Raw genomic sequence first — 23,697 nt, 5'->3', positions numbered from 1 at the left:
GTTGGCCGGTTCGCGAACCGTACCCGTACCGTACTCACCGTCTGCTGCCGCATCGTAGAGGGTTCGAGCTCGCTCTCGCCCGGCGGGTGCGGACCAACGGGGCAGGTCGGTCGGACAGGGGAGACGACGAGGATGGCATCACGCCGGGACGAGCTGAACGCCTACACGTTCGCCCGCAAGCGCACGGTGGGGGCCTTTCTGCTGCCCAGCGGCGGGGGCAGCGACGAGGACGCGCCGCGTCCGGTCAAGGCGATCCTGCCGAGTGTCGTCGTGGGCGCCCTGGTGGTGGGCGGGTTCGGGGTCTGGGGCGTGTTCAAGCCGAGCGCGCCGGTGGGCTGGGACGACGGCAAGAACATCATCCAGGGCAAGCAGAGCACCACCCGCTACGTGGTGCTGCCGGACCCCGACAGCAAGACCAAGCGGCTGCACCAGGTGCTCAACATGGCCTCGGCGCGGCTGGTGCTGGCGGCCGACGCCAAGGTGGTGGTGGTCGCCGACGACGTGCTCGACAAGTACCCCAACCACGGCCCGACGATCGGCATCCCGTACGCGCCGGACAAGCTGCCGACCAAGGACAACGTCAGCAAGGCGATGAAGTGGTCGGTCTGTGACCGTCCGGGCTCGGACGACAAGCAGGAGACCGTCAACCAGGCGCTGTTCGTGGCGGGCGGTGCCGAGGCCAAGGTGCTGGAGGCCAAGGACCAGGTGCTCGACGTCGACCAGTCGCTGCTGGTGCAGCAGATGGACGACCAGCAGGTGACGGTGCAGCCGGGCACGGGCCAGCAGGCGGCCGGCCAGAGCAAGCTGAAGCTCTTCCTGGTCGACTCGAAGGGCCGCCGGCACGCCATCGCCCCGGACGACCCGGACGGCACCAAGACGCAGCTGATGGGGGCGGTCTTCGGTTCGGCCGCGGCCCCCCAACGGGTGAAGAAGGAGTGGCTGGACACGCTGGTGCCCGGCAGCGACATCGTCTTCCCGAAGATCGACGGACTGGCGCCGGACACCAAGACCGCCAACTCCTCGGTGGCGCTGCAGAACCCGGAGGACCGCAAGGTCGGCCGGCTGGTCCGGTTCGGCGAGCGCTACTACGTGGTGGGCAAGGACCAGCTGTTCCTGATCACGCCTTTCCAGGCCGAGCTGATCCGTCAGAACCCGGCGCTGCAGCCGCTCTACAACCAGGACGCCAACAAGAGCCCGCGGGTCGACGAGATGACGCCGGCGGACCACGCCTCGTTCAAGCGGGACACCCCGCTGATGGGCGAGGGCGCCAAGGACTGGCCGGTCAAGACGGGTGCGCCCGCCAACAACTGGCAGGCGCAGAAGGACGCGAGGACGGTGGTCTGCAGCACCTTCGACGGCGTCGCGGAGGACGGCAAGACCCCCCGTCGCAGCGTCTGGGCCGGCCAGGACTACCCGGTGCGCAACGTCGGCACCGCCGCCGTCTCGGCCCATGTGACGCCGGGTCTGGGCCTGTTCTACCGGGCGCTGGACAACGGCGTGGACGGCTCGGGCAGCGACTACCTGATCACCGAGACCGGCCTGCGCTACGCGGTGCCGGCCAACAGCACCGGCGGCAAGGGCGGTTCGGCGACCGCGCCGCCCGGGCAGCCGAGCCCGGCCGCCACGAAGACCCCGTCGGCCCAGCCCTCCGATCCGGCCGCGCCGCCCCAGCAGCAGGAGGAGGCGGGCGGGAACCAGGCCCGGCTCGGCTACCAGGGCCTCCAGCCGGTCCCGGTGCCGCAGCAGTGGTCGAACCTGGTGCCTGCCGGGCCGGCGCTGAATTCCAAGAGCGCCGCGCAGCAGCAGAACGCCTGACCGGCCGCGCCCCGTAAAGGAATTGGTCCCAGTGTCATGGTCTCGTAACTAGCAGTTGCCCGGTGTTGGGCGAGCTGCGTGTGCCGACTACAGTGCTTCAGGACATCACACCGTGATGCGACGGAGTGGCCGGAAACGGCCGCCCGGACACAAATGTCTGTCTCATGGGGGACGGTAGAGCATGGGTCAGGGTCAGTTCACGACGACCGCTCAGGAGATGCTGGCTTTCGCCAAGCACATGGACGAGGTCATCGGCAAGATCGACGGCGAGATCAAGAGCCTCAACGCCCTGGTCGACTCGGTCAAGGGCGGTTGGAAGGGCCAGGCGGCCGCGGCCTACGGCCAGCTCCAGACCGACTTCAACACCGACGCGGCCAAGCTCAACGAGTCGCTGCGGGCGATCAAGGGCGCGATCGAGATCACGACCAAGCAGTACTCGCAGACCGACGCGGACCAGCAGGCCGCGTTCAAGGCCTGATCCGCTTCCTGCCAGGTCAGTCATCGACGTCCCCGTGAGGGCCGACGTCGCCATCTCGACAAGGAGACATTGTGTCCGACGGCCAGATTCTCGTTAACTTCGAGACCGTCCGTGGTGCCGGTACCCAGGTTCGCAACACCGCCAACCAGATCAAGGCCCAGCTGGACGAGCTGAAGAACGGCGTCAACAAGATCGCCCAGAGCTGGGAGGGTGCCGCGCAGGAGGGCTACCGTGCCCACCAGGCGCAGTGGGACCAGCGCGCCGCCCACCTCCAGGAGACGCTGGCGAAGATCGCCACCGCTCTGGACGCCGCGGCCGAGAGCTACAACACCACCGAGAACAACAACAAGAAGCTCTGGACCTGACGGAGCCTGAGCCCCGTCAGGGGCAATGAGTGACTCCGCCGAAGGGGCGGGTGCCCGGTCCGGGCACCCGCCCCTGACGCGCAACCACGGGGTGGACGACATGAGGGGTGGCAGGGTGTCCGTAGGCAGGTACCGGAAGGCGGCCGCGTCGGCGGCGGCGCTCGCGGTGCTCGGCGGCCCGCTGGCGGCCCCGGCCCACGCGGACGGCCCCGGCATCGCCGCGGCCGGCGACTGCTCCAAGGCCGCCCAGAACGTGCAGGCCGTCCCGTGGTCGCTCCAGCGCATGGTGCTCGACGAGCTCTGGCAGGGCGGCCGGACCACCGGCGCCGGCGTGACCGTCGCCGTCATCGACACCGGGGTGGACGACACCAACCCGCAGCTGGCGGGCAAGGTCGTCGACGGCGGCTCGCTGCTCAAGGAGAAGGACGGGCAGAAGCCCGAGGGCGGGGCCAAGGTCGACCCGGTCGGCCACGGCACCAAGGTGGCCGGCATCGTCGCCGCCGCCCGCAGCGACAAGACCGGCTTCGTCGGGCTCGCCCCGAGCGCCGGCATCCTGTCCCTCCGCCAGAACGACGCGGAGGGCAGCGGCGACGTCCACACCCTGGCCACCGCGATCAACACGGCGCTCCAGATGGGCGCCAAGGTCATCAACATCTCCCAGGACGTGCGCGGCGCCGGGGACACCGCGTTCGCCGGCTACCCGGAGCTGAAGGCGGCGATCGACGCCGCCGAGGCCAAGGACGTCGTGGTGGTCGCCTCCACCGGAAACGACGGCCAGAAGGGCAACACCTACCCGGCGGCGTTCCCCTCCGTGCTCGCCGTCGGCGCCTCCGACCGCAACAACGAGCGCGCCCCCTTCTCCCAGTACGGCGACTTCGTGGACGTCGCCGCCCCCGGGGTCGACATGCTCTCCACCGTCCCGCGCGGCGGCCAGTGCGTGGACAACGGCACCAGCTTCGCCGCGCCCTACGTCTCCGGCCTGGCCGCGCTGCTGGTGGGCGCCCACCCGAAGTGGAAGGCCCGGCAGGTCCGCGCCTGGATCGAGCAGACCGCGCAGCGCACCGACCGCAAGGCCAACGAGTACGTCGGCTGGGGCGTGGTCGACCCGGTCAAGGCCGTCACCAAGGCGCCCGACTCGGCGCCGGAGACCGCCCAGGAGGACCCGCCGGTCGAGCTGGCCTCCGCCCCGATCGTGCCGCAGCCGGTCGGCCTCGGCGAGACCCAGGCCGACCGCGACGGTCGCACCGCGACCTACGTGCTGGGCATCGGCGCCCTGCTCGTCGCGCTCCTCGTCGGCGGCGGCACCGTCCTGCGCGACCACCGCCGCCGCCCCTCGAACTGACCCGGACGACTTTCCCGCCCGCCTGTAACATCCGGCCCCGCCCGCCGCATCCAAGAGATGTCGACGACAACCGAGCAGGGGAATGCGGGCCATGGGGCGGATCGGTGCCACACGCGAGAGCAAGGACGCGGAGTTCCTGGAGCTCGTGTCGAGCAGAACCGGTCACCTGTACCGCTCGGCCTGCCTGCTCACCAGCGGGGACACCCACCACGCCGAGGACCTCGTCCAGGAGGCCCTCAGCCGGATGTACGTGCTGTGGCGACGCAGCGCGTGGACCGGCGGGTGGCACCGCATCGACAACCCCGGCGCGTACGCCCACACCGTGATGGTGCGCACCTTCCTCGCCCAGCAGCGCCGCCGCTCCAGCGGTGAGCGGCCCACCGGCGAACTGCCCGAGCCCGAGGGCCGCGAGGCGGACAGCACACTGCGGCTGACCCTGCTCGACGCGCTCGGCCGGCTGTCCGCCAAGGACCGGGCGGTGCTGGTGCTGCGCTACTGGGAGGACCGCAGCATCGAGGAGACGGCCGAGGTGCTGCGCGCCTCCTCGGGCGCGGTCCGCACCCGCAGCACCCGCGCCCTGGCCCGGCTGCGCGCCCTGCTCGGCGACTCGCTCGCCGAGCTCGCCACCCGTTGAGCCCGGCACCGCCGTACGACGGGCCCGCCCATCCACCCCGTGACCGAAGGAATCGGTGATCACGCATGTCCGGACAGGACGAGTTCGAGGACGATCTTCTCTACGCCATGACCCGCACGGGGGAGGGCTTCCGCCCCGACCAGGCCCCGCTGGCCGCCGGCGGCCTGGCCCGCGGCCGCCGCCGCTGGCGCCGCCGTTCGGCCGCCGCCGTGGTGAGCGGTGCGGCCGCGCTGGCCCTGGTCGGGACGGGCGCGGTGTACCTCGCCGGCGGTGCCGGCGACTCCATGACCGGGACGCCGCTCACGGCGGCCGCCTCCGGCAGTGGCGCCGCCACCGCGAGCGGCACGGGGGGCGCCGCCTCCCCGACCGCCTCGCCCTCCGCCTCGCAGGCCGTGGTCAGCGGTGACGAGGTGCTCGCCACCCTCAAGGCGCTGCTCCCGAAGGGGCAGGTCACCGAGGCCAAGGGCCGCGGCACCGACGACCCGGAGCTGCACGGCACCTTCGCCGGGGCGGACCTGGTCCTCGACGACGGCCAGGGGAAGTCGCGGGTGCAGATCGGGATCCAGAAGCACCGCAAGGGCCAGTCGCAGCCGCGCACCTGCCCGGCGGACCTCAAGATCAACCGGATCGACGCCTGCTCCGTCACGAAGCTGCCGGACGGGTCCGAGCTGGTGCTGAGCCAAGGCCACGAGTACTCGGACGGCCGTGCTGACACCAAGGAGTGGTTCGCGGCGCTGACCGGTCCGGACGGCCGGGAGATCATGCTGAGCGAGTGGAACTCGGCGCAGGAGAAGGGCGCCCCCGACAGCCGCCCGAACCCGCCGCTCACCCTGGACCAGCTGAAGGCCGTCGTCACCGACAAGTCCTGGGACCGGACCGTCGCGGCCGTCCAGTACGACGGGGTCGACAACGCGGCGCAGGCCAGCGGCATGACCCTGGAGGACCGTCAGGCGGCCCTGGGGAAGCTGCTGCCGGCCGGGGTGACGGTCACCGGGATCACCGGGAACGAGATCTTCGCCGACGTCCGGCTGGCCCAGGGAGCGGTCACCGGTTCACTGGTCCTGCGGCTGCAGAAGCTGGAGCCGGGCGACAAGTCGACGGAGCAGCTGTTCGAGGGCTCGACCGCGCTGCCCGACGGGAGCAGGCTCAAGCTGTACGGCGTGGGGAGCACCGACGCCAAGCGTCCGCCGACGGCCGACGTCTGGCGCGGGGACGGCCTGCGCGTCATGGTCGCCCAGGGACCGACCGGCAAGCCGGTGCTGACCCTCGACCAGCTCAAGGCGATCGCCTCCAGCCCGCTCTGGAAGGCCGGCAAGTAGCGGCGCGGACGACCGACGGCAGTGCTCCGGGCGAGGGGGAGCCCGGGGCACTGCCGTGTGGGGGAGGGGTGGGGGGCCTGCCCGGCCGTCAGGCCTGCTGGTCCTCGGGGAGGGTGATCACCCAGTGGGTGGCCTGCCGGGGGCGCAGGTAGAACAGCCAGTAGAGGGTGGCCGCGGCGGTGATGCCGCCGGTCCAGAGCAGCGGCTCGGTGTCCAGCTGGGTGATGACGTAGACCAGCACCGCGATCAGGACGACCGGGACGGCCGGCCAGAGCGGCATCCGCCAGGCGGCGGCGTGCTTGTGGTGGTTGCGGCGCGAGAGCAGCGCGGCGATCGCGACCAGCAGGTACATCCCGGTGACGGCGACGCCGGTGATCTCGCTCAGCAGCTCGCCCTTGACGAAGCAGAGCGCGGCGCCGGGCAGGCCCACGGCCAGGGTGGCGACCCACGGGGAGCCGAAGCGGCCCAGGGTGGAGAAGGCCTTGTTGACCGGCTCGGGCCAGGCCTTGTCGCGGGCCGAGGCGAACAGCACCCGCGAGTTCTGGATGACCATGACGATGCCGGCGTTGATGATGGCCAGCGCGACGCAGAGGCTGATGAAGGTGCCGACCGCGGAGTTGCTCCACGCGGTGACCATGCCGGAGATGTCGCCGGAGGTCAGGGTCGCCAGGTCGGGGGCGCCCATGGTGATGGCGACGACCGGGACCAGGATGACGGCGGCCGAGATGGCCAGCGTCCACAGCACGGTGCGCGAGACGTTGCGGCGCGGGTTCTCCAGCTCCTCGGAGAGGTAGACCGCGGTGGAGAAGCCCTGGGTGATGAAGAGCGCGATGCCGAGGGCGCCGACGACGGCGCCGATGCTCACCGTGGTGGCTGCGCCGCTCTCGTCGGCGACCACGCCGTGCAGCATGCTGGGCGCGCCGGCGTTGGCGTGGGCGAAGCCCAGCACCGAGACGACACCGGCGGCGATGACCTCCAGGACCAGGAAGATGCCGGTGATCCAGGCGTTGGCCCGCAGGTCCAGCAGGCCGGCCAGGGTGGCGGCGAGCATGACGACGGCGCCGGCGATCGGCTTGTCGACGTGGAGCACGGGGGCCAGGTAGTCGGCCGTGCCGAGGGCGATCACCGAGGGGACGATCATCACCACGATCAGCGAGAGCACGAACACCAGCCAGCCGGCCAGCCGTCCGGCCAGGGTGCCGACCATCGCGTACTCGCCGCCGGCGCTGGGGATCAGCGTGCCGAGCTCGGAGTAGCAGAAGGCGACGGCGATGCAGAGCACCGAGCCGATCGCGATGGCCAGCGCGGTGGCGCTGCCGATGCTGGAGAACAGCTCCGGGACGATCACGAAGAGCGTGGAGGCCGGGGTGACGCAGGACAGCGTGAGCAGCGTGCCGCCCACGACGCCGATCGAGCGCTTGAGCGTCTGGGGGGAGGTGCCGTCGCCGGCCGCAGCGGGGGCTACGGCGTGTGGCGGGCGAAGCGTGTCGGTCATGCGGCTTCCGATCGGCTCTGAGCGGTCCTGGAGAGGGAGCGGTATCGCCTCCGCTGGCTGGTTGCTCTGGGTCTTGTGGTTCTTCGCTCCCGGGCCGCAATGGAACCTTGGCCGTAATGAGTGCGTCAACGGCCGAATTGCTTCGGAATCCGTTGCGGTGAAGGGCATAAACATGCGATCCGGTGATCACCCGCGGTCATTGTCACGTATGTCCGACTTGTTACCTTGGCCACATCGCGCTTGAATCCAAGGTGAACAGAAGATTGCAGCCACCCAATCGAAGGTCCCGGTCGGGCGTGACGGCGACTCGCCCAGGTGCCTTCCAATACCCCGAACGGCCCGCCGAGGGCAACGGGAACCGCAGCGGCAGGCCCCAAAGATCTAGGTAACGTTTCGGAACGTGGGACGCGGAAGGGGCCGGGCTCCGGGAGCCCGACCCCTTCGATCACTTTCCGTGACGGCCGCCGGCGGCGGCCGCGCATACTATGCGGACGGCAGCCAGCCCGTCTGCACCATCTGCCCGCTGGTCACCCGGCGCGACACGAACACCCCGCGCCCCGGCGGCAGCGGCTGCGGCTTGACCGTGCCCAGCAGCGCGCCCTCGTCCTTGTTGCCGGACAGGATCACGCCCTGGCCGCCCAGCTCGCGCATCCGCTGCATCACCGGCTCGTACAGCGAACGCCCCGCACCACCCGCACTGCGCGCGATGATCACCCGCAGGCCGATGTCCCGGGCGAACGGCAGGAACTCGGCCAGCGGCGCCAGCGGGTTGCCCGAGCTCGTCGCCACCAGCTCGTAGTCGTCCACGATCACGAACATGTCCTTGCCGCTGTACCAGCTGCGGTTGCGCAGCTGCTCGGCGGTCACGTCCGGGCCCGGCAGACGGCGCGAGCAGGCCCCGCGCAGCATCTCCACGATGCTGGTCATGGCCGGCTGCGCGGCCGCGTACTCCACCAGGTACTCCTGCGGCACCGTGCCGAGCAGCGCACGCCGGTAGTCGCCGACCACGATGCCCGCCTGCTCCGGCGTGTAGCGCTCGGTGATCTGCTTGACCAGCATCCGCAGCAGCGCCGACTTACCGGACTCGGTGTCACCGAAGACGATGAACAGCGGGTCGGTCTCGAAGTTGACGAACGCCGGGGCCAGCTCCACCTCGTCCACACCGAACGCGATCCCGCGCTCCGGGTACTCGAAGCCCTTCGGCAGCGCGAACCCGTCCAGCACCGTCGGCAGCATCCGGACCTGCGGTGCGCGCGGGCCCGTCCAGGCCGCGTTGACCGCCGCCACCAGCCCGGCCACGCCCTGCTGGAGGTCGTCCACCGAACGCGAGCCGTCCAGCCGCGGCAGACCCGTCAGGAAGTGCAGCCGGTCCGCGGTGATGCCGCGCCCCGGCACGGCCGGCACGTTCTGCGCCACCCGCCGGTCCACCTCGGACTCCATCGAGTCGCCGAGCTTCAGCTCGGTCCGGTTCTGCAGCAGGTCCTTCAGCGCCGGGCGGACCTCCGCGTACCGGGCCGCCGTCACGATCAGGTGGACGCCGTAACCGAGGCCGCGCTGGGCGATGTCCCCGATCACGCCCTCCAGCATCTCGTAGTCCTGCTTGAAGGTGTTCCAGCCGTCGACGACCAGGAACACGTCGCCGAACTGCTCGTCCGGCAGCTGGCCGGCCGCCCGGCGGGCCCGGTACGTCGCGATCGTGTCGATCCCGGTCTGCCGGAACAGCTCCTCGCGCCGGTTCAGCACCCCGTGCACCTCGCTGATCATCCGGCGCACCTTCTCGGCGTCCAGCCGCCCGGCCACCCCGCCGACGTGCGGCAGGTCCTGGAGCGACTGGAAACCGCCACCGCCGAAGTCCAGCAGGTAGAACTGCGCCTCCAGCGGCGTGTGGGTGAGCGCGAACGCCGCCACCGTGGTGCGGATCACCGTCGACTTGCCGGACCGCGGCCCGCCGACCACCAGGCCGTGACCGGCCGCACCCGAGTAGTCGTGCTCCAGCACGTCGCGCTTCTGTTCGCGCGGCCGGTCCACGATGCCGACCGGCACCCGCAGCCGGCCCAGGCCGGCCGACCCGGGCGAGGTGAGCCCGCGCTCCGCCGTCGCCTGCAGCGGCAGCATCAGCTCGTCCATGCTCGGCGGCTCGTCCAGCGGCGGCAGCCACACCTGGTGCGCCGCCGGGCCCTGCCCCGCCATCCGCTGCACGAACACGTCCAGCACGGTGTCGACCAGCGCGTCGTCCTGCTCCTCGACCTCCGGCTCGACCTCCTGCACCAGCGGCTCCAGCACCGGCACCTCGGCCGCCGTGAAGAGCACCGGCTGCGCCGTCACCAGCCGCCCGCCGACGGAGCGCTGCTGCCCCGGCGCCCGGTACGGCCCGGAGACGTACGCGGCCTTGAACCGCTCCATCACGTCGGTGCCGAACTTCAGGTAGCCGACACCCGGCACCGGCGGCAGGTGGTACGCGTCGGGCACGCCGATCGCCGCCCGCGACTCCGCCGCCGAGAAGGTCCGCAGACCGATCCGGTACGAGAGGTAGGTGTCCAGGCCGCGCAGCTTGCCCTCCTCCAGGCGCTGCGAGGCCAGCAGCAGGTGCACACCCAGCGAACGGCCGATCCGGCCGATCTGGATGAACATGTCGATGAAGTCCGGCTTCGCGGTCAGCAGCTCGGAGAACTCGTCGATGATCAGCACCAGCGACGGCAGCGGGTCCAGCGCCGCGCCGGCCGCCCGGGCCCGCTCGTACTCGTTCAGGTTGGCGTAGTTGCCCGACCGGTGCAGCAGCTCCTGACGGCGGTTCATCTCGCCCTCGATCGCGTCCCGCATGCGGTCGACCAGGGTGAGCTCGCCCTCCAGGTTGGTGATCACCGCCGAGGTGTGCGGCATGTCCGCCATGCCGGAGAAGGTGGCACCACCCTTGAAGTCCGCCAGGACGAAGTTCAGCGTCTCCGAGGAGTGCGTCATCGCCAGGCCGAGCACCAGGGTGCGCAGCAGCTCCGACTTGCCGGAGCCGGTCGCGCCGACGCACAGGCCGTGCGGGCCCATGCCCTCCAGCGCGGCCTCCTTGATGTCCAGGTAGACGTGCTCGCCGCCGGCGCCGATCCCGATCGGCACCCGCAGCTTCTCGCGCTGCGCCCGCGGCCGCCAGCTGCGCGACACCTCGAACGAGCCCGGGTCGCCCGAGTTCATCAGGTCGGTGAAGTCCAGGTTGGACAGCAGCGGCTCGTCGTCGCCGCCGGCCGAGATCCGGTACGGCGCCAACTGCCGGGCCAGCGCCTCCGACTGCCAGGCGGAGAGGGTGTCCGGCTTGCCGGAGTACGTCGCGCCCGACGCCGAACGGAGCACCAGCTCCTCCGGCGTCACCGTCACGATCAGGTGGCCGGTCGGCTCGTCCAGGTCGCCCGGGACCACCTCGACGATGGTCACGCCCTGCACGCCCTCCGCGCCGGCCAGCACCGAGTCGTGAGGCACCGACGCGCCGTCCATGACGACGATGATGTGCGGCTGGTCCGACGACGGCGCCGCGTCCCGCACGAACCGCTGGCGGCCCGCCAGTTCGTCCTGGAGCAGGTACTCCAGCTCACCGAGGCCGGTCGCGATCAGCCGGCGCGAGCCCGCGCCGTCGCTCTCCTTGCGGTGCTGGTTGTGCGGGAGCCACTTGGTCCACTCCCACTCCTCCACCGCACCCGGCGCCGCCGCGACCGTCACCAGCAGGTCGTCCGGCGAGTGCAGCGTCGTCAACTGGGCGATCATCGCCCGCACGTTGCCGTACACGGTGTCCGGGTCCCCGCACACCGTGATGTGGTAGAAGGCGCGCAGCGAGACCGCCAACGGCAGGTCCTGCAAGGTGCCGTGGGCCTTGAGGAAGGTGTGCATCGCCGCCGCCGAGAGCGGCTCCAGCTCCTCCATCGGCGCCGTCTGCGGCGCCACCAGCGGCGTCGACAGCTGCACCGGCCCGCGGCCGACCCGGATCTGCGCGAAGTCGCCGTCCCCGGTGCGGCGTTCCCACAGCCGGCGGCCGTCCGCGACGATCGACCAGAGCTGGTCCGGCTCCGGGTTCAGGAACAGCTGCGCGCCGCGCTGGCGCTCGGCGGTCCGGCGCACCTGGCGGCGCATCTGCTGGAGGTACTTCAGGTAGTCACGGCGCTCGTCGGCGGTGGCGGTCGAACCGCCCTTGCGCGCCCGCACGATCTGGGCCAGTGCCATGCCGACCGTCGACACGATCATCAGGCCGCCCATGATCTTCATCGGGGCCTGTGCGCCCGGCGAGAAGAAGAACACCGCCGAGCCGCCCATGCCGAGCATCGGCAGGATGCTCATCAACCAGTCCTCGCCGCCCGACCTCGGCAGCTCGGGCGGGGTGACCAGCTCGACCGGCTCGTCCGGCACCGCCGGCGGATAGGCCCGCGCCGGGCGTTTGACCGTAATGACACTCATGCGCACCCCACCCCACGGCCTCGAACGGTCTTCTCGTTCATCCCGGCATCAGCCCTCACGCAACTGGATTACGTACGGGTGAGGGCGCCCCGTGTGACGCCGCCCCCGCTCCGCCGACCGCAGGCACCCGGGGAGGAGCGCGGCCCCTTCCCCCGTCGCCTTGCGCAGGGGCCGATCCTAGCCGGGCACCTCCGCGCCCCGTACCGGCCCCACCCCGTCGCCCCGGCGGCCCCACCGGTACACCCCCGTCCCGCCCGCCCCCTCACCCCTGCGCGGTGGTGGGCACAAACGGAGCGGGTAGGGTAACGCCGCGCCAACTCATGGCCGGATCGAGCCAGTTCCGCCCGGCCGGCACCGCGCAGCAGCCAGACCGACCGCCGCCGGCAGAGCGGCACGTCAACGAGGGGGAGCGCCCAAGTGCGTCGAGTGATGTGTGTCAGCGGGGTGCGGGCATGAGTACCTCCGCCACGACCGGCTTCTGCCGGGTCACCGTCGTCGCCCCGGACAGCCGGATCGACGTCGCCCTGCCCGAGGACGTCCCGCTCGCGGACGTCTACCCCGAGGTGCTGCGGCTGTCCGGGCAGAGCCAGCCGGACGGCGCCCCGACCGGCTTCCACCTCGTCCGCCGCGACGGCACCGTGCTCGACAGCGGGCTGCCGCTCGCCGCCCAGCAGGTCCGCGACGGCGACCTGCTCAGCCTGCGCCCCTTCGCCGAGTCGCTGCCGCCCGCCGTCTACGACGACGTGGCCGACGCGATCGCCAGCGCGGTCGAGGCCGACCGCCGCTTCTGGAGCCCCGAGCTGATGCGGGCCTTCGGCCTGATCGGCGCCGGCGTGCTGCTCGCCCTGCTCGGCTTCGCGCTCTGGTTCTCCGACCTGCGCCACGACATGCACGGCCTGCCCGGCGTCCTCTCCGGCGTCACCGCCGTCCTGCTCACCGCCCTGGCCGGCGTCCGCGCCCGGGTCTACCAGGACGCCTGGGCCGCCCTCGCGCTCGGCCTCGGCGCGCTGCCCCACGCCCTGATCGGCGGCAGCGGCATCATCGCCCCCGCCCACGCGTGGGACGGCCCGGGACGGCTCCAGTTCCTCACCGGCTGCGTCGCCGTGCTGGTCGTCGCCGTCCTGCTGGTCGGCCTGCTGCCCGAGAAGGACTCGCTGTTCGTCGCCGCCGCCTTCCTGGCCGCCGCCGGCGCGTTCGCCACCTTCGCCGCCGTGCTGCTGCCCGGCACCCCGGCCAACCACATCGCCGCCGTCACCGGCGTCGCCGCCACCGCCGTGATCGGCTTCCTGCCCGGCCTCTCGGCCCGCTTCGCCCGGCTGCCCGTCGGCTTCAGCGCCCCCGGCCAGACCCGCACCCGCAGCCGCGACTACGACGAGGAGGCCGGCCGCGCCGAGGCCGTCCAGTACGAGCGGATCGCCCACCAGGCCCGCCGCGGCCACGAGGTGCTGGTCGGCCTGGTCGGCGGCTGCGCCGCGGTGATCGTCGGCGCCTGCGCCGTGCTCGGCTTCACCGACGAGCTCTTCCCCGAGCTGCTCGCACTGACCCTCGGCATCGCCACCATGCTGCGGGCCCGGCTGTTCCGCTACACCGCGCAGGTCTTCAGCCTCACCATCGCCGGCCTGCTCGGCCTGTCGCTGCTGATCGTCGGCCTCTCGCTGCACACCCCGCTGTTCATCCTCAAGGCCGCCAGCTCGACCGAGGTCGACCTGCGCACCATCTGGCTGGGCACCGCGATCGCCTTCGGCGCCGCGATCCTGACCGCGATCGCCCTGGTGGTGCCGCGGCTCGGCGTCTCGCCGTTCTGGGGGCGCATCCTGGACCTGGTCGACAGCCTCACCCTGATGGCCCTCGTGCCGCTGGCGCTGGGCGTGCTGGACGTCTACCGCCTGGTCCGCGGCGGCATCACCGGCTGACCGGGCCCGGTGGCCCGGCGCCGGGCCACCGGGCGGCACTGGTACGCTTGCCCTTCGAGTGCACCAGTGTGTCCGCCCCACGAGGGTCGCAGACCACCGGCCGTGCTCGCAGACGACACCGAGTTCTCACAGAGTCCTGTGCCGTAGACCAGGACCGCTCGGTATCACCCCGAAGGAGTTGCAGTGGCTCTCGCCTCTGACGTCAAGAAGCAGATCATCGCCGAGTTCGGCCAGAAGGAGGGCGACACCGGCTCCCCCGAGGTCCAGGTGGCCATGCTCTCCCGCCGCATCTCGGACCTGACCGAGCACCTGAAGTCCCACAAGCACGACCACCACTCGCGTCGTGGCCTGCTGATCCTGGTCGGCCAGCGTCGCCGCCTGCTGCAGTACCTGGCCAAGAAGGACATCGAGCGCTTCCGTACGCTCGTCGACCGCCTGGGCATCCGCCGCGGTGCCGCCGGCGGCGCCCGCTAAGACCGCCGCTCGGGGCGGCTCCCCACACCGGGGAGCCGCCCCTCGCGCGTATGCCGCGGCCGGTGACCCGCGGCACCCTGACATAACAACTCGCGCGCACCTCCCCAGGTGGCCGAGGATTGCACCGTAGGGTTGTGGGCATGCCGGGTGATGGCGCGACAGCGCGCCACCCAGGCGGAAAGACCCCAACCCCCGCGGGACGAAGGCTTCAAACGGAAGCCGCCCGCATCCGAGAGAGCGTCCAGACGCGGACCGCCCGTCCAGGCCTGGCAGCCGAGAGGCGCCGGTCCTCGGTAGTGGCCGCCGGAAGTCCCGCAGACCGAGCGGGGCGCACCGGAGGCTTCGATCGAAGACCGGCCAGGACTGCCTTCCTCTTCGCGAAAGAGGGTCCAGGGCCACCGGCAGGCGATGCGCGGGGACGCTCTCCCGGAGACGTACGAAAGAGGAGATCTTCCAGGTGGAAGAGAACGTGTTCTACGCCGAGGCCGTGATCGACAACGGTTCCTTCGGCACCCGTACCATCCGCTTCGAGACCGGCCGCCTGGCCCGTCAGGCCGCCGGCTCCGCCGTGGCCTACCTGGACGACGACACCATGGTGCTGTCGGCCACCAGCGCGTCCAAGCAGCCGAAGGAGCACTTCGACTTCTTCCCGCTGACCGTGGACGTCGAGGAGCGGATGTACGCCGCGGGCCGCATCCCCGGCTCGTTCTTCCGTCGCGAGGGCCGGCCCTCCGAGGACGCCATCCTCACCTGCCGCCTCATCGACCGCCCGCTGCGCCCGTCCTTCGTCAAGGGCCTGCGCAACGAGGTCCAGGTCGTCGTCACCGTGATGGCGCTCAACCCGGACCACCTGTACGACGTGGTGGCCATCAACGCCGCCTCCGCCTCCACCCAGCTGGCGGGCCTGCCGTTCTCCGGCCCGATCGGTGGCGTCCGCGTCGCGCTGATCAAGGGCCAGTGGGTGGCCTTCCCGACCCACAGCGAGCTGGAGTCGGCCGTCTTCGACATGGTCGTCGCCGGCCGCGTCCTGCCGGACGGCGACGTCGCGATCATGATGGTCGAGGCCGAGGCCACCGACAAGACCATCAAGCTGGTCGAGGGCGGCGCCGAGGCGCCGACCGAGGACGTCGTCGCCGCCGGTCTGGACGCCGCCAAGCCGTTCATCAAGGTGCTCTGCGCCGCCCAGTCGCAGCTGGCCGCCCAGGCCGCCAAGCCGACCGGCGAGTTCCCGGTCTTCCTGGACTACCAGGACGACGTGCTGGCCGCCCTGACCGCCGCGGTCAAGGACGAGCTGGCCCAGGCGCTCACCATCGCCGGCAAGCAGGAGCGCAACAACGAGCTGGACCGCGTCAAGGCGATCGCCGCCGAGAAGCTCCTGCCGGAGTTCGAGGGCCGCGAGAAGGAGATCAGCGCCGCGTACAACGCGCTGACCAAGAAGGTCGTGCGCGAGCGCGTCATCAAGGACAAGGTCCGCATCGACGGCCGCGGTGTCACCGACATCCGCACCCTGGCCGCCGAGGTCGAGGCCATCCCGCGCGTCCACGGCTCGGCCCTGTTCGAGCGCGGCGAGACCCAGATCCTGGGTGTCACCACGCTGAACATGCTGCGCATGGAGCAGCAGCTCGACACGCTCTCCCCGGAGACGCGTCGCCGCTACATGCACAACTACAACTTCCCGCCGTACTCGGTCGGCGAGACCGGCCGCGTGGGCTCGCCCAAGCGCCGCGAGATCGGCCACGGCGCGCTGGCCGAGCGGGCGATCCTGCCCGTGCTGCCGACCCGCGAGGAGTTCCCCTACGCGATCCGCCAGGTCTCCGAGGCCCTGAGCTCCAACGGCTCCACCTCGATGGGCTCGGTCTGCGCCTCCACCATGTCGCTGCTGAACGCCGGTGTGCCGCTGAAGGCCGCCGTCGCCGGCATCGCCATGGGCCTGATCTCGCAGGAGATCGACGGCGAGACCCACTACGTCGCGCTGACCGACATCCTCGGTGCCGAGGACGCGTACGGCGACATGGACTTCAAGGTCGCCGGTACCCGCAACTTCATCACCGCGCTGCAGCTGGACACCAAGCTCAACGGCATCCCGGCGTCGGTGCTGGCCGCCGCGCTGAAGCAGGCCAAGGACGCCCGTCTGCACATCCTCGACGTGATGAACGAGGCCATCGACGCGCCCGACGAGATGTCGCCGAACGCGCCGCGCATCATCACCATCAAGATCCCGGTGGACAAGATCGGTGAGGTCATCGGCCCCAAGGGCAAGATGATCAACCAGATCCAGGAGGACACCGGCGCGGACATCACCATCGAGGACGACGGCACCATCTACATCGGTGCGGTCGACGGTCCCTCGGCGGAGGCTGCCCGTACGACGATCAACCAGATCGCCAACCCGACCATGCCGGAGGTCGGCGAGCGCTACCTGGGCACCGTGGTCAAGACCACGACGTTCGGCGCGTTCGTCTCGCTCATGCCGGGCAAGGACGGCCTGCTGCACATCTCGCAGATCCGCAAGCTGGCCGGCGGCAAGCGCGTCGAGAACGTCGAGGACGTGCTCGGCGTCGGCGCCAAGGTCCAGGTCGAGATCGCCGAGATCGACCCGCGCGGCAAGCTCTCCCTGATCCCGGTCATCGAGGGCGAGGAGGGTGGCGAGGCCGCTTCCGAGTGAAGCGCCGCTAGCCTCCCCATCCAGTAGACGCGATCGCGGCCCGCACGCCCCCGTCGGCGTGCGGGCCGCGTCCCGTTGTTCCCCCATGTTTCTCTACGGAGGTACCCCCGTGGCCCAGGCCTCGGCGGCGACGCAGCGCCCCGGCTCCACCCGGACCCTGCTCAAGGGCGCGGACGGCGCCGGCACGGTGCGCCGCACCGTGCTCCCCGGCGGCCTTCGGGTCGTCACCGAGACCCTGCCGACGGTGCGCTCCGCGACCTTCGGCATCTGGGTCGGCGTCGGCTCGCGCGACGAGACCCCGCAGCTCAACGGCGCGACCCACTACCTGGAGCACCTGCTCTTCAAGGGCACCGAGCGGCGCAGCGCGCTGGACATCTCGGCCGCCCTGGACGCGGTCGGCGGCGAGATGAACGCCTTCACCGCGAAGGAGAACACCTGCTACTACGCCCGGGTGCTGGACACCGACCTGCCGCTGGCCATCGACGTGGTCTGCGACATGCTCACCGGCTCGCTGATCCGCCCCGAGGACGTTGAGGCCGAGCGCGGCGTCATCCTCGAGGAGATGGCGATGGCCGAGGACGACCCGGGCGACGTGGTGCACGACCTCTTCGCCAAGGTGATCTTCGGCAGCGGCCCGCTCGGCCGCCCGATCCTCGGCACCCAGGAGACCGTCCAGGCCCTCACCCGGGACCAGATCGCCGGCTTCTTCCACCGCCGTTACAAGCCCGAGCACCTGGTGGTCGCGGCAGCCGGCAACCTGGACCACCGCAAGGTCGTCAAGCAGGTCGAGCGGGCCTTCGCACCGCTGCTCGCCAAGTCGGACGCGGTCCCCGCCGAGGCCCGCCGCGGCGTCAAGGCGCTGCGCACGGCCGGCCGGGTCGAGGTGCTCAACCGCTCCACCGAGCAGGCCCACCTGGTGCTGGGCGTGCCCGGCGTGCCCCGGCACGACGAGCGCCGCTGGGCGATGGGCGTGCTCAACGCGGCCCTGGGCGGCGGCATGAGCTCCCGGCTCTTCCAGGAGGTCCGGGAGAAGCGCGGCCTGGCCTACTCGGTGTACTCGTACTCCTCGTCGTACGCGGACAGCGGCCTGTTCGGCATCTACGCCGGCTGCCAGCCCAAGCGGGTCGAGGAGGTGCTGCGGATCTGCCGCGAGGAGCTCGCCAAGGTGGTCGCCGACGGCATCACCGAGGAGGAGCTGCGGCGCGCGATCGGCCAGATCTCCGGCTCCACCGTGCTCGGCATGGAGGACACCGGCTCGCTGATGAACCGGATCGGCAAGGCGGAGCTCAGCTACGGCCACCACCTCTCGGTGGACGACATGCTGGCGAAGATAGCGGCCGTGACCCTGGACGACGTCCACGCGGTCGCCCGTGATGTGCTGGGCGCGCACCGGCCGTCGCTCGCGCTGATCGGCCCGGTCAACACCAAGCGGGCCGCCGGGCTCGCCGACCTGCTGGTCTGAAGGGAATTTCGCTCATGACGCTGCGTGTCGCCGTGATCGGCGCCAAGGGCCGGATCGGATCCGAGGCCGTCAAGGCCGTCGAGGCCGCCCCGGACATGGAACTCGTCGCCACGCTCGGCCGCGACTCGAAGTCGGCGGAGCTCACCGACGCCGGGGTGCAGGTCGCCGTCGAGCTGACCCACCCCGACTCGGTGATGGGCAACCTCGACTACTGCCTGCACCACGGCATCCACGTGGTCACCGGCACCACCGGCTGGACGGACGAGCGGCTGGCCACCGTCCGCGGCTGGCTGGACGAGGCGCCCGGGCTCGGCCTGCTGATCGCGCCGAACTTCTCCATCGGCGCGGTGCTCGGCATGAAGTTCGCCCAGACCGCCGCCCGGTACTTCGAGTCGGTCGAGGTCGTCGAGCTGCACCACGACCGCAAGGCCGACGCGCCCAGCGGCACCGCCACCCGCACCGCGCAGCTGATCGCCGCCGCGCGCGCCGAGGCCGGCCTCCCGCCGCAGCAGGACCCGACCACGCACGGCCTGCCCGGTGCCCGCGGCGCCGACGTGGACGGGGTGCCGGTGCACGCCGTCCGGCTGCGCGGTCTGCTCGCCCACCAGCAGGTGATGTTCGGCGACACCGGCGAGACCCTCACCATCCGGCACGACTCGCTGCACCACAGCAGCTTCATGCCGGGCATCCTGCTCGGCGTCCGCAAGGTCGTCGAGACCCCCGGGCTCACTCTGGGCCTCGAACACTTCCTGGACCTGTGAGCGCGGCATGACCTCCCGTACCGGCTTCTTCGTCCTGTCCGGCGTGCTGCTGCTGGTCGCCCTGGTCTGCATAGGCGAGGGCGTCCAACTGATCGCCACCGGCAAGCCGCTCGGCATCGGCATGGGCGTGTGCGCCTTCGTCATCCCGCTGATCGGCGTCTGGTTCCTGCGCCAGACCGTCCGCTTCGGCCGGGCCAGTGAGCGGCTCGCCCGCGAGCTGGAGGCCGAGGGCGGGCTGCCGGTCGACGAGCTCAGGCGCACGGTCGGCGGCCGGATCGACCGGGCCTCGGCCGACGAGGTGTTCGCCCGCCGCAGGGCCGAGGCGGAGGAGTCGCCCGGCGACTGGCGGGTCTTCTTCCGTCTCGCGGTGGCCTACGCCGACGCCGGCGACACCCCGCGCGCCCGCAAGACCATGCAGCACGCGATCCGGCTGCACAGCAGCACCGGCACCACCAGCACCACCAGCACCACCGAATCTGCGAGGAGCAACGCGTGAGCGACGAAACCACGGCACCCCAGTTCCGCAGCGACGTCACCGTCGAGCTGGTCCGCAGCGCCGCCGCCGACTCGGACGTCATCTGGGCGGCGCGGGTCTCGACGGCGGGGGAGCAGTCCCTGGAGGCGCTCCAGCAGGACCCGGAGAAGTCCAAGGGCCTGATCAACTTCCTGATGCGGGACCGGCACGGCACGCCGTTCGAGCACAACTCGATGACCTTCTTCATCAGTGCGCCGATCTTCGTCTTCCGCGAGTTCCACCGGCACCGCAGCGGCTGGTCGTACAACGAGGAGTCCGGCCGCTACCGCCAGCTGGAGCCGGTCTTCTACGTGCCGGGTGAGGACCGCAAGCTGGTCCAGGAGGGCCGCCCCGGCCGGTACGAGTTCCTCGACGGCACCCCGGAGCAGCACAAGACCGTCACCGGGGCGATGGAGGCGGCCTACCGCGAGGCGTACGGCCGCTACCAGGAGATGCTGGCGGCCGGCGTCGCCCGCGAGGTGGCCCGGGCCGTGCTGCCGGTCGGCCTGTTCTCCTCGATGTACGCGACCTGCAACGCCCGCTCGCTGATGCACTTCCTGTCGCTGCGGACCAAGAAGGAGAACGCCGCCGTGCCGTCCTTCCCGCAGCGCGAGATCGAGATGGTCGCCGAGCAGATGGAGGAGCAGTGGGCCGCGCTCATGCCGCTCACCCATGCGGCCTTCGAGAAGCACGGCCGAGTCGCCCCCTGACCTGGGGTGATAGGCATATGGGCGGCTTGCCTGGCATGTCTGGATTGCGGCTTTTCTAGCCGCTCCCTACGCTCGTGACACGGATTCCGGTGCTGCTTGAACCCCCGAGCACGCAGCACCGGAATCCCATGTTTCCGCCGCCCCGCGCGCCGCGGCCGCGCGCTGCACAGTGCTACACCTGTCCGAACCCTGGACCGGCCTGGGTATCGCCCCACCGCCTACGAGTAGCTTTGGACGCATGGCTCCGACCTCCACCCCCCAGACGCCTTTCGGCCGGGTCCTGACCGCGATGGTGACGCCGTTCACCGCTGACGGCGGGCTCGACCTCGACGGCGCCCAGCGCCTCGCCGCACACCTCGTCGACTCCGGCAACGACGGCCTCGTCGTCAACGGGACCACCGGCGAATCCCCGACCACCAGCGACGCCGAGAAGGCCGAGCTCGTCCGTGCCGTGGTGGAGGCCGTGGGGGACCGCGCCCACGTGGTGGCCGGCGTCGGCACCAACGACACGCACCACAGCGCCGAACTGGCCCGCCAGGCCGAGGCCGCCGGGGCGCACGGCCTGCTGGTCGTCACGCCGTACTACAGCAAGCCCCCGCAGGAGGGCCTGTACCGGCACACCACGCACATCGCCGACGCCACCGGCCTGCCGGTCATGCTCTACGACATCCCCGGCCGCAGCGGCGTCGCGCTGAGCCACGAGACGCTGGTCCGGCTCGGCGAGCACCCCCGGATCGTCGCCAACAAGGACGCCAAGGGCGACCTCGGCGCCGCCGCCTGGGCGATCGCCCGCTCGGACCTCGCCTGGTACTCCGGGGACGACATCCTCAACCTGCCGCTGCTGTCCGTCGGAGCCGCCGGTGTGGTCAGCGTGGTCGGGCACGTGGTCGCCGGTGAACTGCGCAGCATGATCGACGCCTACCTGGGCGGCGATGTGGCCAAGGCCACGGCGATCCACCAGAGCCTGCTGCCGGTCTTCAGCGGTATGTTCCGCACGCAGGGTGTCATCCTCACCAAGGCCGCCCTTGAGCTCCAGGGCCTGCCGGCCGGCCCGCTGCGGCTGCCGCTGGTCGGCGCGACCCCCGAGGAGGTCGCGCAATTGAAGAAGGATCTCGCCGCAGGCGGGGTACACCTGTAGCAGACACAGACGTGCGCGCCCCGGCTCGCCGGACCTCCCCGAGGTCTGCCGCTGAACCGGACGAAGGCGCGAGAGCACCGACCCAGTAGGAAACCGACACTGAGTACGCACGCCATATGTCTCGTGGGGGAGGACCCCGGGCATATGGCGTGCGTCGTGAGGAGAGTCTTTTGAGCCACCCGCATCCCGAACTCGGCGCGCCCCCGGCACTGAAGGAGGGCGCCCTCCGCATCACCCCGCTCGGCGGTCTCGGCGAGATCGGCCGCAACATGACGGTCTTCGAATACGGGGACCGCATTCTCATCGTCGACTGCGGTGTCCTCTTCCCCGAGGACGAGCAGCCCGGCGTCGACCTGATCCTGCCGGACTTCAGCTACATCCGGGACCGCCTCGACAAGATCGACGGCATCGTCCTGACCCACGGGCACGAGGACCACATCGGCGCCGTCCCGTACCTGCTCCGGGAGAACCCGGACATCCCGCTGATCGGTTCGAAGCTCACCCTCGCCCTGATCGAGGCCAAGCTCGCCGAGCACCGCATCCGGCCGTACGTGCTGGAGGTGGCGGAGGGCGACCGCGAGCGGATCGGCCCCTTCGACTGCCAGTTCATCGCGGTCAACCACTCCATCCCGGACGCGCTGGCCGTCGCGGTGCGCACGCCCGCCGGCATGGTCGTCGCCACCGGTGACTTCAAGATGGACCAGCTGCCGCTCGACGGCCGCCTGACCGACCTGCCGACCTTCGCCAAGCTGGCCGAGGAGGGCATGGACCTGCTGCTGGTGGACTCCACCAACGCCGAGGTCCCCGGCTTCATCCCGCACGAGCGGGACATCTCGGCCGCGCTGCGAAACGTTTTCGCGAACGCCGACAAGCGCATCATCGTCGCCTCCTTCGCCAGCCACGTGCACCGCATCCAGCAGGTGCTGGACGCCGCGCACGAGTACAAGCGCAAGGTCGCCTTCGTCGGCCGCTCGATGGTCCGCAACATGGGCATCGCGCGCGACCTCGGCTACCTGAAGGTCCCCGGCAACATGGTCGTGGACGTCAAGCAGCTGGACGACCTGCCGGACAAGGAGGTCGTGCTGATCTGCACCGGTTCGCAGGGCGAGCCGATGGCCGCGCTGTCCCGGATGGCCAACCGCGACCACCAGATCCGCATCGTCGAGGGCGACACCGTCGTGCTGGCGTCGTCGCTCATCCCGGGCAACGAGAACGCCGTCTACCGGGTGATCAACGGCCTGACCCGCTGGGGCGCCAAGGTCGTGCACAAGGGCAATGCCAAGGTGCACGTCTCCGGCCACGCCTCGGCCGGTGAGCTGCTGTACTTCTTCAACATCTGCAAGCCGCGCAACCTGATGCCGGTCCACGGCGAATGGCGCCACCTCCGGGCCGCCGCCGACCTGGGCATCGCGACCGGTGTGCCGAAGAACCGCACGGTCATCGCGGAGGACGGCGTCTGCGTCGACCTGGAGAAGGGCGTCGCCCGGATCGTCGGCAAGGTGCAGGCCGGCTACGTCTACGTGGACGGCTCGTCGGTCGGCGACATCACCGAGGCCTCGCTCAAGGACCGCCGGATCCTGGGCGAGGAGGGCTTCATCTCGGTCTTCGTGGTGGTCGACTCCACCAACGGCAAGATCGTGGGCGGCCCGACCATCCAGGCCCGCGGCTCCGGCATCGACGACAACTCGTTCGTCCCGGTGGCCGCCAAGCTCCAGGAGGCGCTGGACCGCTCGGCCGGCGACGGCGTCCTGGAGGTTCGCCAGGTCCAGCAGCTGGTCCGCCGGACCATCGGCAAGTGGGTGGCGGACAACTACCGCCGCCGTCCGATGATCCTGCCGGTCGTCGTCGAGGTCTGATCCTCCCGCTGGTCGGTTTGACGTGGGGCAGCCCGGTGCGTAATGTTCTCCGGGTTGCCCCACGGGACGGCCCCCGCAAGAACACTCGAATGAAATTCGAGTGTGGAGCGGGAAAACGGCCCGAGAAACTCTGATAGAGTTCGGGAGCGCCGAAAGGCCCGAGTAAATCCGATGAATGAAACTCCGGAAAACGGAGCGGAAAACATCTGATAAGCTTGAAACACGAAAGAACGAAGCGCCCGGAGGGCCCGCTGGAAGGCGGTCCGAAGGAAGTGTCCGTTCCTTGAGAACTCAACAGCGTGCCAAAAGTCAACGCCAGATATGT

General features: G+C 71.0%; 17 protein-coding genes. 15 read left to right on the top strand and 2 right to left on the bottom strand.

Annotated elements, in window-relative coordinates; all coding sequences use genetic code 11:
- The first annotated feature begins 132 nt into the window (after positions 1-132).
- From J5Y04_RS36380 to J5Y04_RS36355, 6 genes are all read left to right on the top strand, one after another.
- On the top strand, positions 133-1,815 hold the full coding sequence (locus J5Y04_RS36380; RefSeq protein WP_209416815.1) for a type VII secretion protein EccB: 1,683 nt from the start codon (positions 133-135) through the stop codon (positions 1,813-1,815).
- Positions 1,816-1,996: 181 nt separating this feature from the next.
- A complete protein-coding gene (locus J5Y04_RS36375) occupies positions 1,997-2,293 on the top strand; it encodes a WXG100 family type VII secretion target (RefSeq protein WP_148645108.1) in 297 nt (98 codons plus the stop codon).
- Between the two features lie 71 nt (positions 2,294-2,364).
- Complete coding sequence (locus J5Y04_RS36370) at positions 2,365-2,658, top strand: WXG100 family type VII secretion target (RefSeq protein WP_209416814.1); 294 nt, start codon at positions 2,365-2,367, stop codon at positions 2,656-2,658.
- Positions 2,659-2,773: 115 nt separating this feature from the next.
- On the top strand, positions 2,774-4,000 hold the full coding sequence (gene mycP, locus J5Y04_RS36365) for a type VII secretion-associated serine protease mycosin (RefSeq protein ID WP_307853481.1): 1,227 nt from the start codon (positions 2,774-2,776) through the stop codon (positions 3,998-4,000).
- 91 nt (positions 4,001-4,091) lie between these two features.
- Positions 4,092-4,634, top strand: coding sequence for a SigE family RNA polymerase sigma factor (locus tag J5Y04_RS36360; RefSeq protein WP_148645111.1), 543 nt, complete (start codon positions 4,092-4,094; stop codon positions 4,632-4,634).
- A 65-nt stretch (positions 4,635-4,699) separates the two neighbouring features.
- Positions 4,700-5,953 carry a hypothetical protein gene (locus J5Y04_RS36355; protein WP_209416812.1) on the top strand — a complete coding sequence of 418 codons (1,254 nt, stop codon included), beginning with the start codon at positions 4,700-4,702 and terminating at the stop codon, positions 5,951-5,953.
- Positions 5,954-6,041: 88 nt separating this feature from the next.
- Here J5Y04_RS36355 and J5Y04_RS36350 read toward each other — a convergent pair whose 3' ends face one another.
- Both J5Y04_RS36350 and eccCa read right to left on the bottom strand, forming a co-directional pair.
- The gene (locus J5Y04_RS36350; protein WP_209416811.1) at positions 6,042-7,448 is read right to left on the bottom strand and encodes an APC family permease; all 1,407 of its coding nucleotides are present in this window, start codon (positions 7,446-7,448) and stop codon (positions 6,042-6,044) included.
- Between the two features lie 483 nt (positions 7,449-7,931).
- A complete protein-coding gene (gene eccCa / locus J5Y04_RS36345) occupies positions 7,932-11,879 on the bottom strand; it encodes a type VII secretion protein EccCa (protein WP_209416810.1) in 3,948 nt (1,315 codons plus the stop codon).
- 452 nt (positions 11,880-12,331) lie between these two features.
- Here eccCa and eccD point away from each other — a divergent pair, with 452 nt between their 5' ends.
- From eccD to J5Y04_RS36300, 9 genes are all read left to right on the top strand, one after another.
- Positions 12,332-13,792 (top strand): type VII secretion integral membrane protein EccD, encoded by a 1,461-nt coding sequence (eccD, locus tag J5Y04_RS36340; protein WP_209416809.1) that lies wholly within the window; start codon positions 12,332-12,334, stop codon positions 13,790-13,792.
- Positions 13,793-13,975: 183 nt separating this feature from the next.
- Complete coding sequence (gene rpsO / locus J5Y04_RS36335) at positions 13,976-14,266, top strand: 30S ribosomal protein S15 (protein WP_209416808.1); 291 nt, start codon at positions 13,976-13,978, stop codon at positions 14,264-14,266.
- A 457-nt stretch (positions 14,267-14,723) separates the two neighbouring features.
- Entirely contained in the window at positions 14,724-16,931 is a 2,208-nt protein-coding gene (locus tag J5Y04_RS36330; protein WP_209416807.1) for a polyribonucleotide nucleotidyltransferase, read from the top strand.
- Between the two features lie 85 nt (positions 16,932-17,016).
- Positions 17,017-18,393 (top strand): pitrilysin family protein, encoded by a 1,377-nt coding sequence (locus J5Y04_RS36325; RefSeq protein WP_209416806.1) that lies wholly within the window; start codon positions 17,017-17,019, stop codon positions 18,391-18,393.
- A gap of 14 nt (positions 18,394-18,407) precedes the next feature.
- Entirely contained in the window at positions 18,408-19,154 is a 747-nt protein-coding gene (gene dapB / locus J5Y04_RS36320; RefSeq protein WP_209416805.1) for a 4-hydroxy-tetrahydrodipicolinate reductase, read from the top strand.
- Positions 19,155-19,161: 7 nt separating this feature from the next.
- Positions 19,162-19,650 carry a hypothetical protein gene (locus tag J5Y04_RS36315; protein ID WP_209416804.1) on the top strand — a complete coding sequence of 163 codons (489 nt, stop codon included), beginning with the start codon at positions 19,162-19,164 and terminating at the stop codon, positions 19,648-19,650.
- On the top strand, positions 19,647-20,378 hold the full coding sequence (gene thyX / locus J5Y04_RS36310) for an FAD-dependent thymidylate synthase (RefSeq protein WP_209416803.1): 732 nt from the start codon (positions 19,647-19,649) through the stop codon (positions 20,376-20,378). The genes J5Y04_RS36315 and thyX overlap by 4 nt, the downstream gene beginning before the upstream one ends.
- Before the next feature lie 238 nt (positions 20,379-20,616).
- The gene (gene dapA / locus J5Y04_RS36305) at positions 20,617-21,516 is read left to right on the top strand and encodes a 4-hydroxy-tetrahydrodipicolinate synthase (protein WP_148645120.1); all 900 of its coding nucleotides are present in this window, start codon (positions 20,617-20,619) and stop codon (positions 21,514-21,516) included.
- Between the two features lie 170 nt (positions 21,517-21,686).
- On the top strand, positions 21,687-23,372 hold the full coding sequence (locus J5Y04_RS36300; RefSeq protein WP_209416802.1) for a ribonuclease J: 1,686 nt from the start codon (positions 21,687-21,689) through the stop codon (positions 23,370-23,372).
- Positions 23,373-23,697 lie beyond the last annotated feature (325 nt).

The sequence above is a fragment of the Kitasatospora sp. RG8 genome, from assembly GCF_017813315.1.
GTDB lineage: Bacteria > Actinomycetota > Actinomycetes > Streptomycetales > Streptomycetaceae > Kitasatospora.
Note: the sequence above shows the minus strand (reverse complement) of the source record. Positions and strands in the feature narration are given on the sequence as shown.

What these genes read in the sequence shown, in the direction of transcription:
- J5Y04_RS36375 (WP_148645108.1), top strand. Translation starts at nt 1,997, where the DNA reads ATGGGTCAGGGTCAGTTCACGACGACCGCTCAGGAGATGCTGGCTTTC.
- J5Y04_RS36355 (WP_209416812.1), top strand. Translation starts at nt 4,700, where the DNA reads ATGTCCGGACAGGACGAGTTCGAGGACGATCTTCTCTACGCCATGACC.
- J5Y04_RS36380 (WP_209416815.1), top strand. Translation starts at nt 133, where the DNA reads ATGGCATCACGCCGGGACGAGCTGAACGCCTACACGTTCGCCCGCAAG.
- J5Y04_RS36350 (WP_209416811.1), bottom strand. Translation starts at nt 7,448, where the DNA reads ATGACCGACACGCTTCGCCCGCCACACGCCGTAGCCCCCGCTGCGGCC.
- J5Y04_RS36360 (WP_148645111.1), top strand. Translation starts at nt 4,092, where the DNA reads ATGGGGCGGATCGGTGCCACACGCGAGAGCAAGGACGCGGAGTTCCTG.
- J5Y04_RS36325 (WP_209416806.1), top strand. Translation starts at nt 17,017, where the DNA reads ATGTTTCTCTACGGAGGTACCCCCGTGGCCCAGGCCTCGGCGGCGACG.
- eccCa (WP_209416810.1), bottom strand. Translation starts at nt 11,879, where the DNA reads ATGAGTGTCATTACGGTCAAACGCCCGGCGCGGGCCTATCCGCCGGCG.
- J5Y04_RS36315 (WP_209416804.1), top strand. Translation starts at nt 19,162, where the DNA reads ATGACCTCCCGTACCGGCTTCTTCGTCCTGTCCGGCGTGCTGCTGCTG.
- dapB (WP_209416805.1), top strand. Translation starts at nt 18,408, where the DNA reads ATGACGCTGCGTGTCGCCGTGATCGGCGCCAAGGGCCGGATCGGATCC.
- eccD (WP_209416809.1), top strand. Translation starts at nt 12,332, where the DNA reads ATGAGTACCTCCGCCACGACCGGCTTCTGCCGGGTCACCGTCGTCGCC.
- dapA (WP_148645120.1), top strand. Translation starts at nt 20,617, where the DNA reads ATGGCTCCGACCTCCACCCCCCAGACGCCTTTCGGCCGGGTCCTGACC.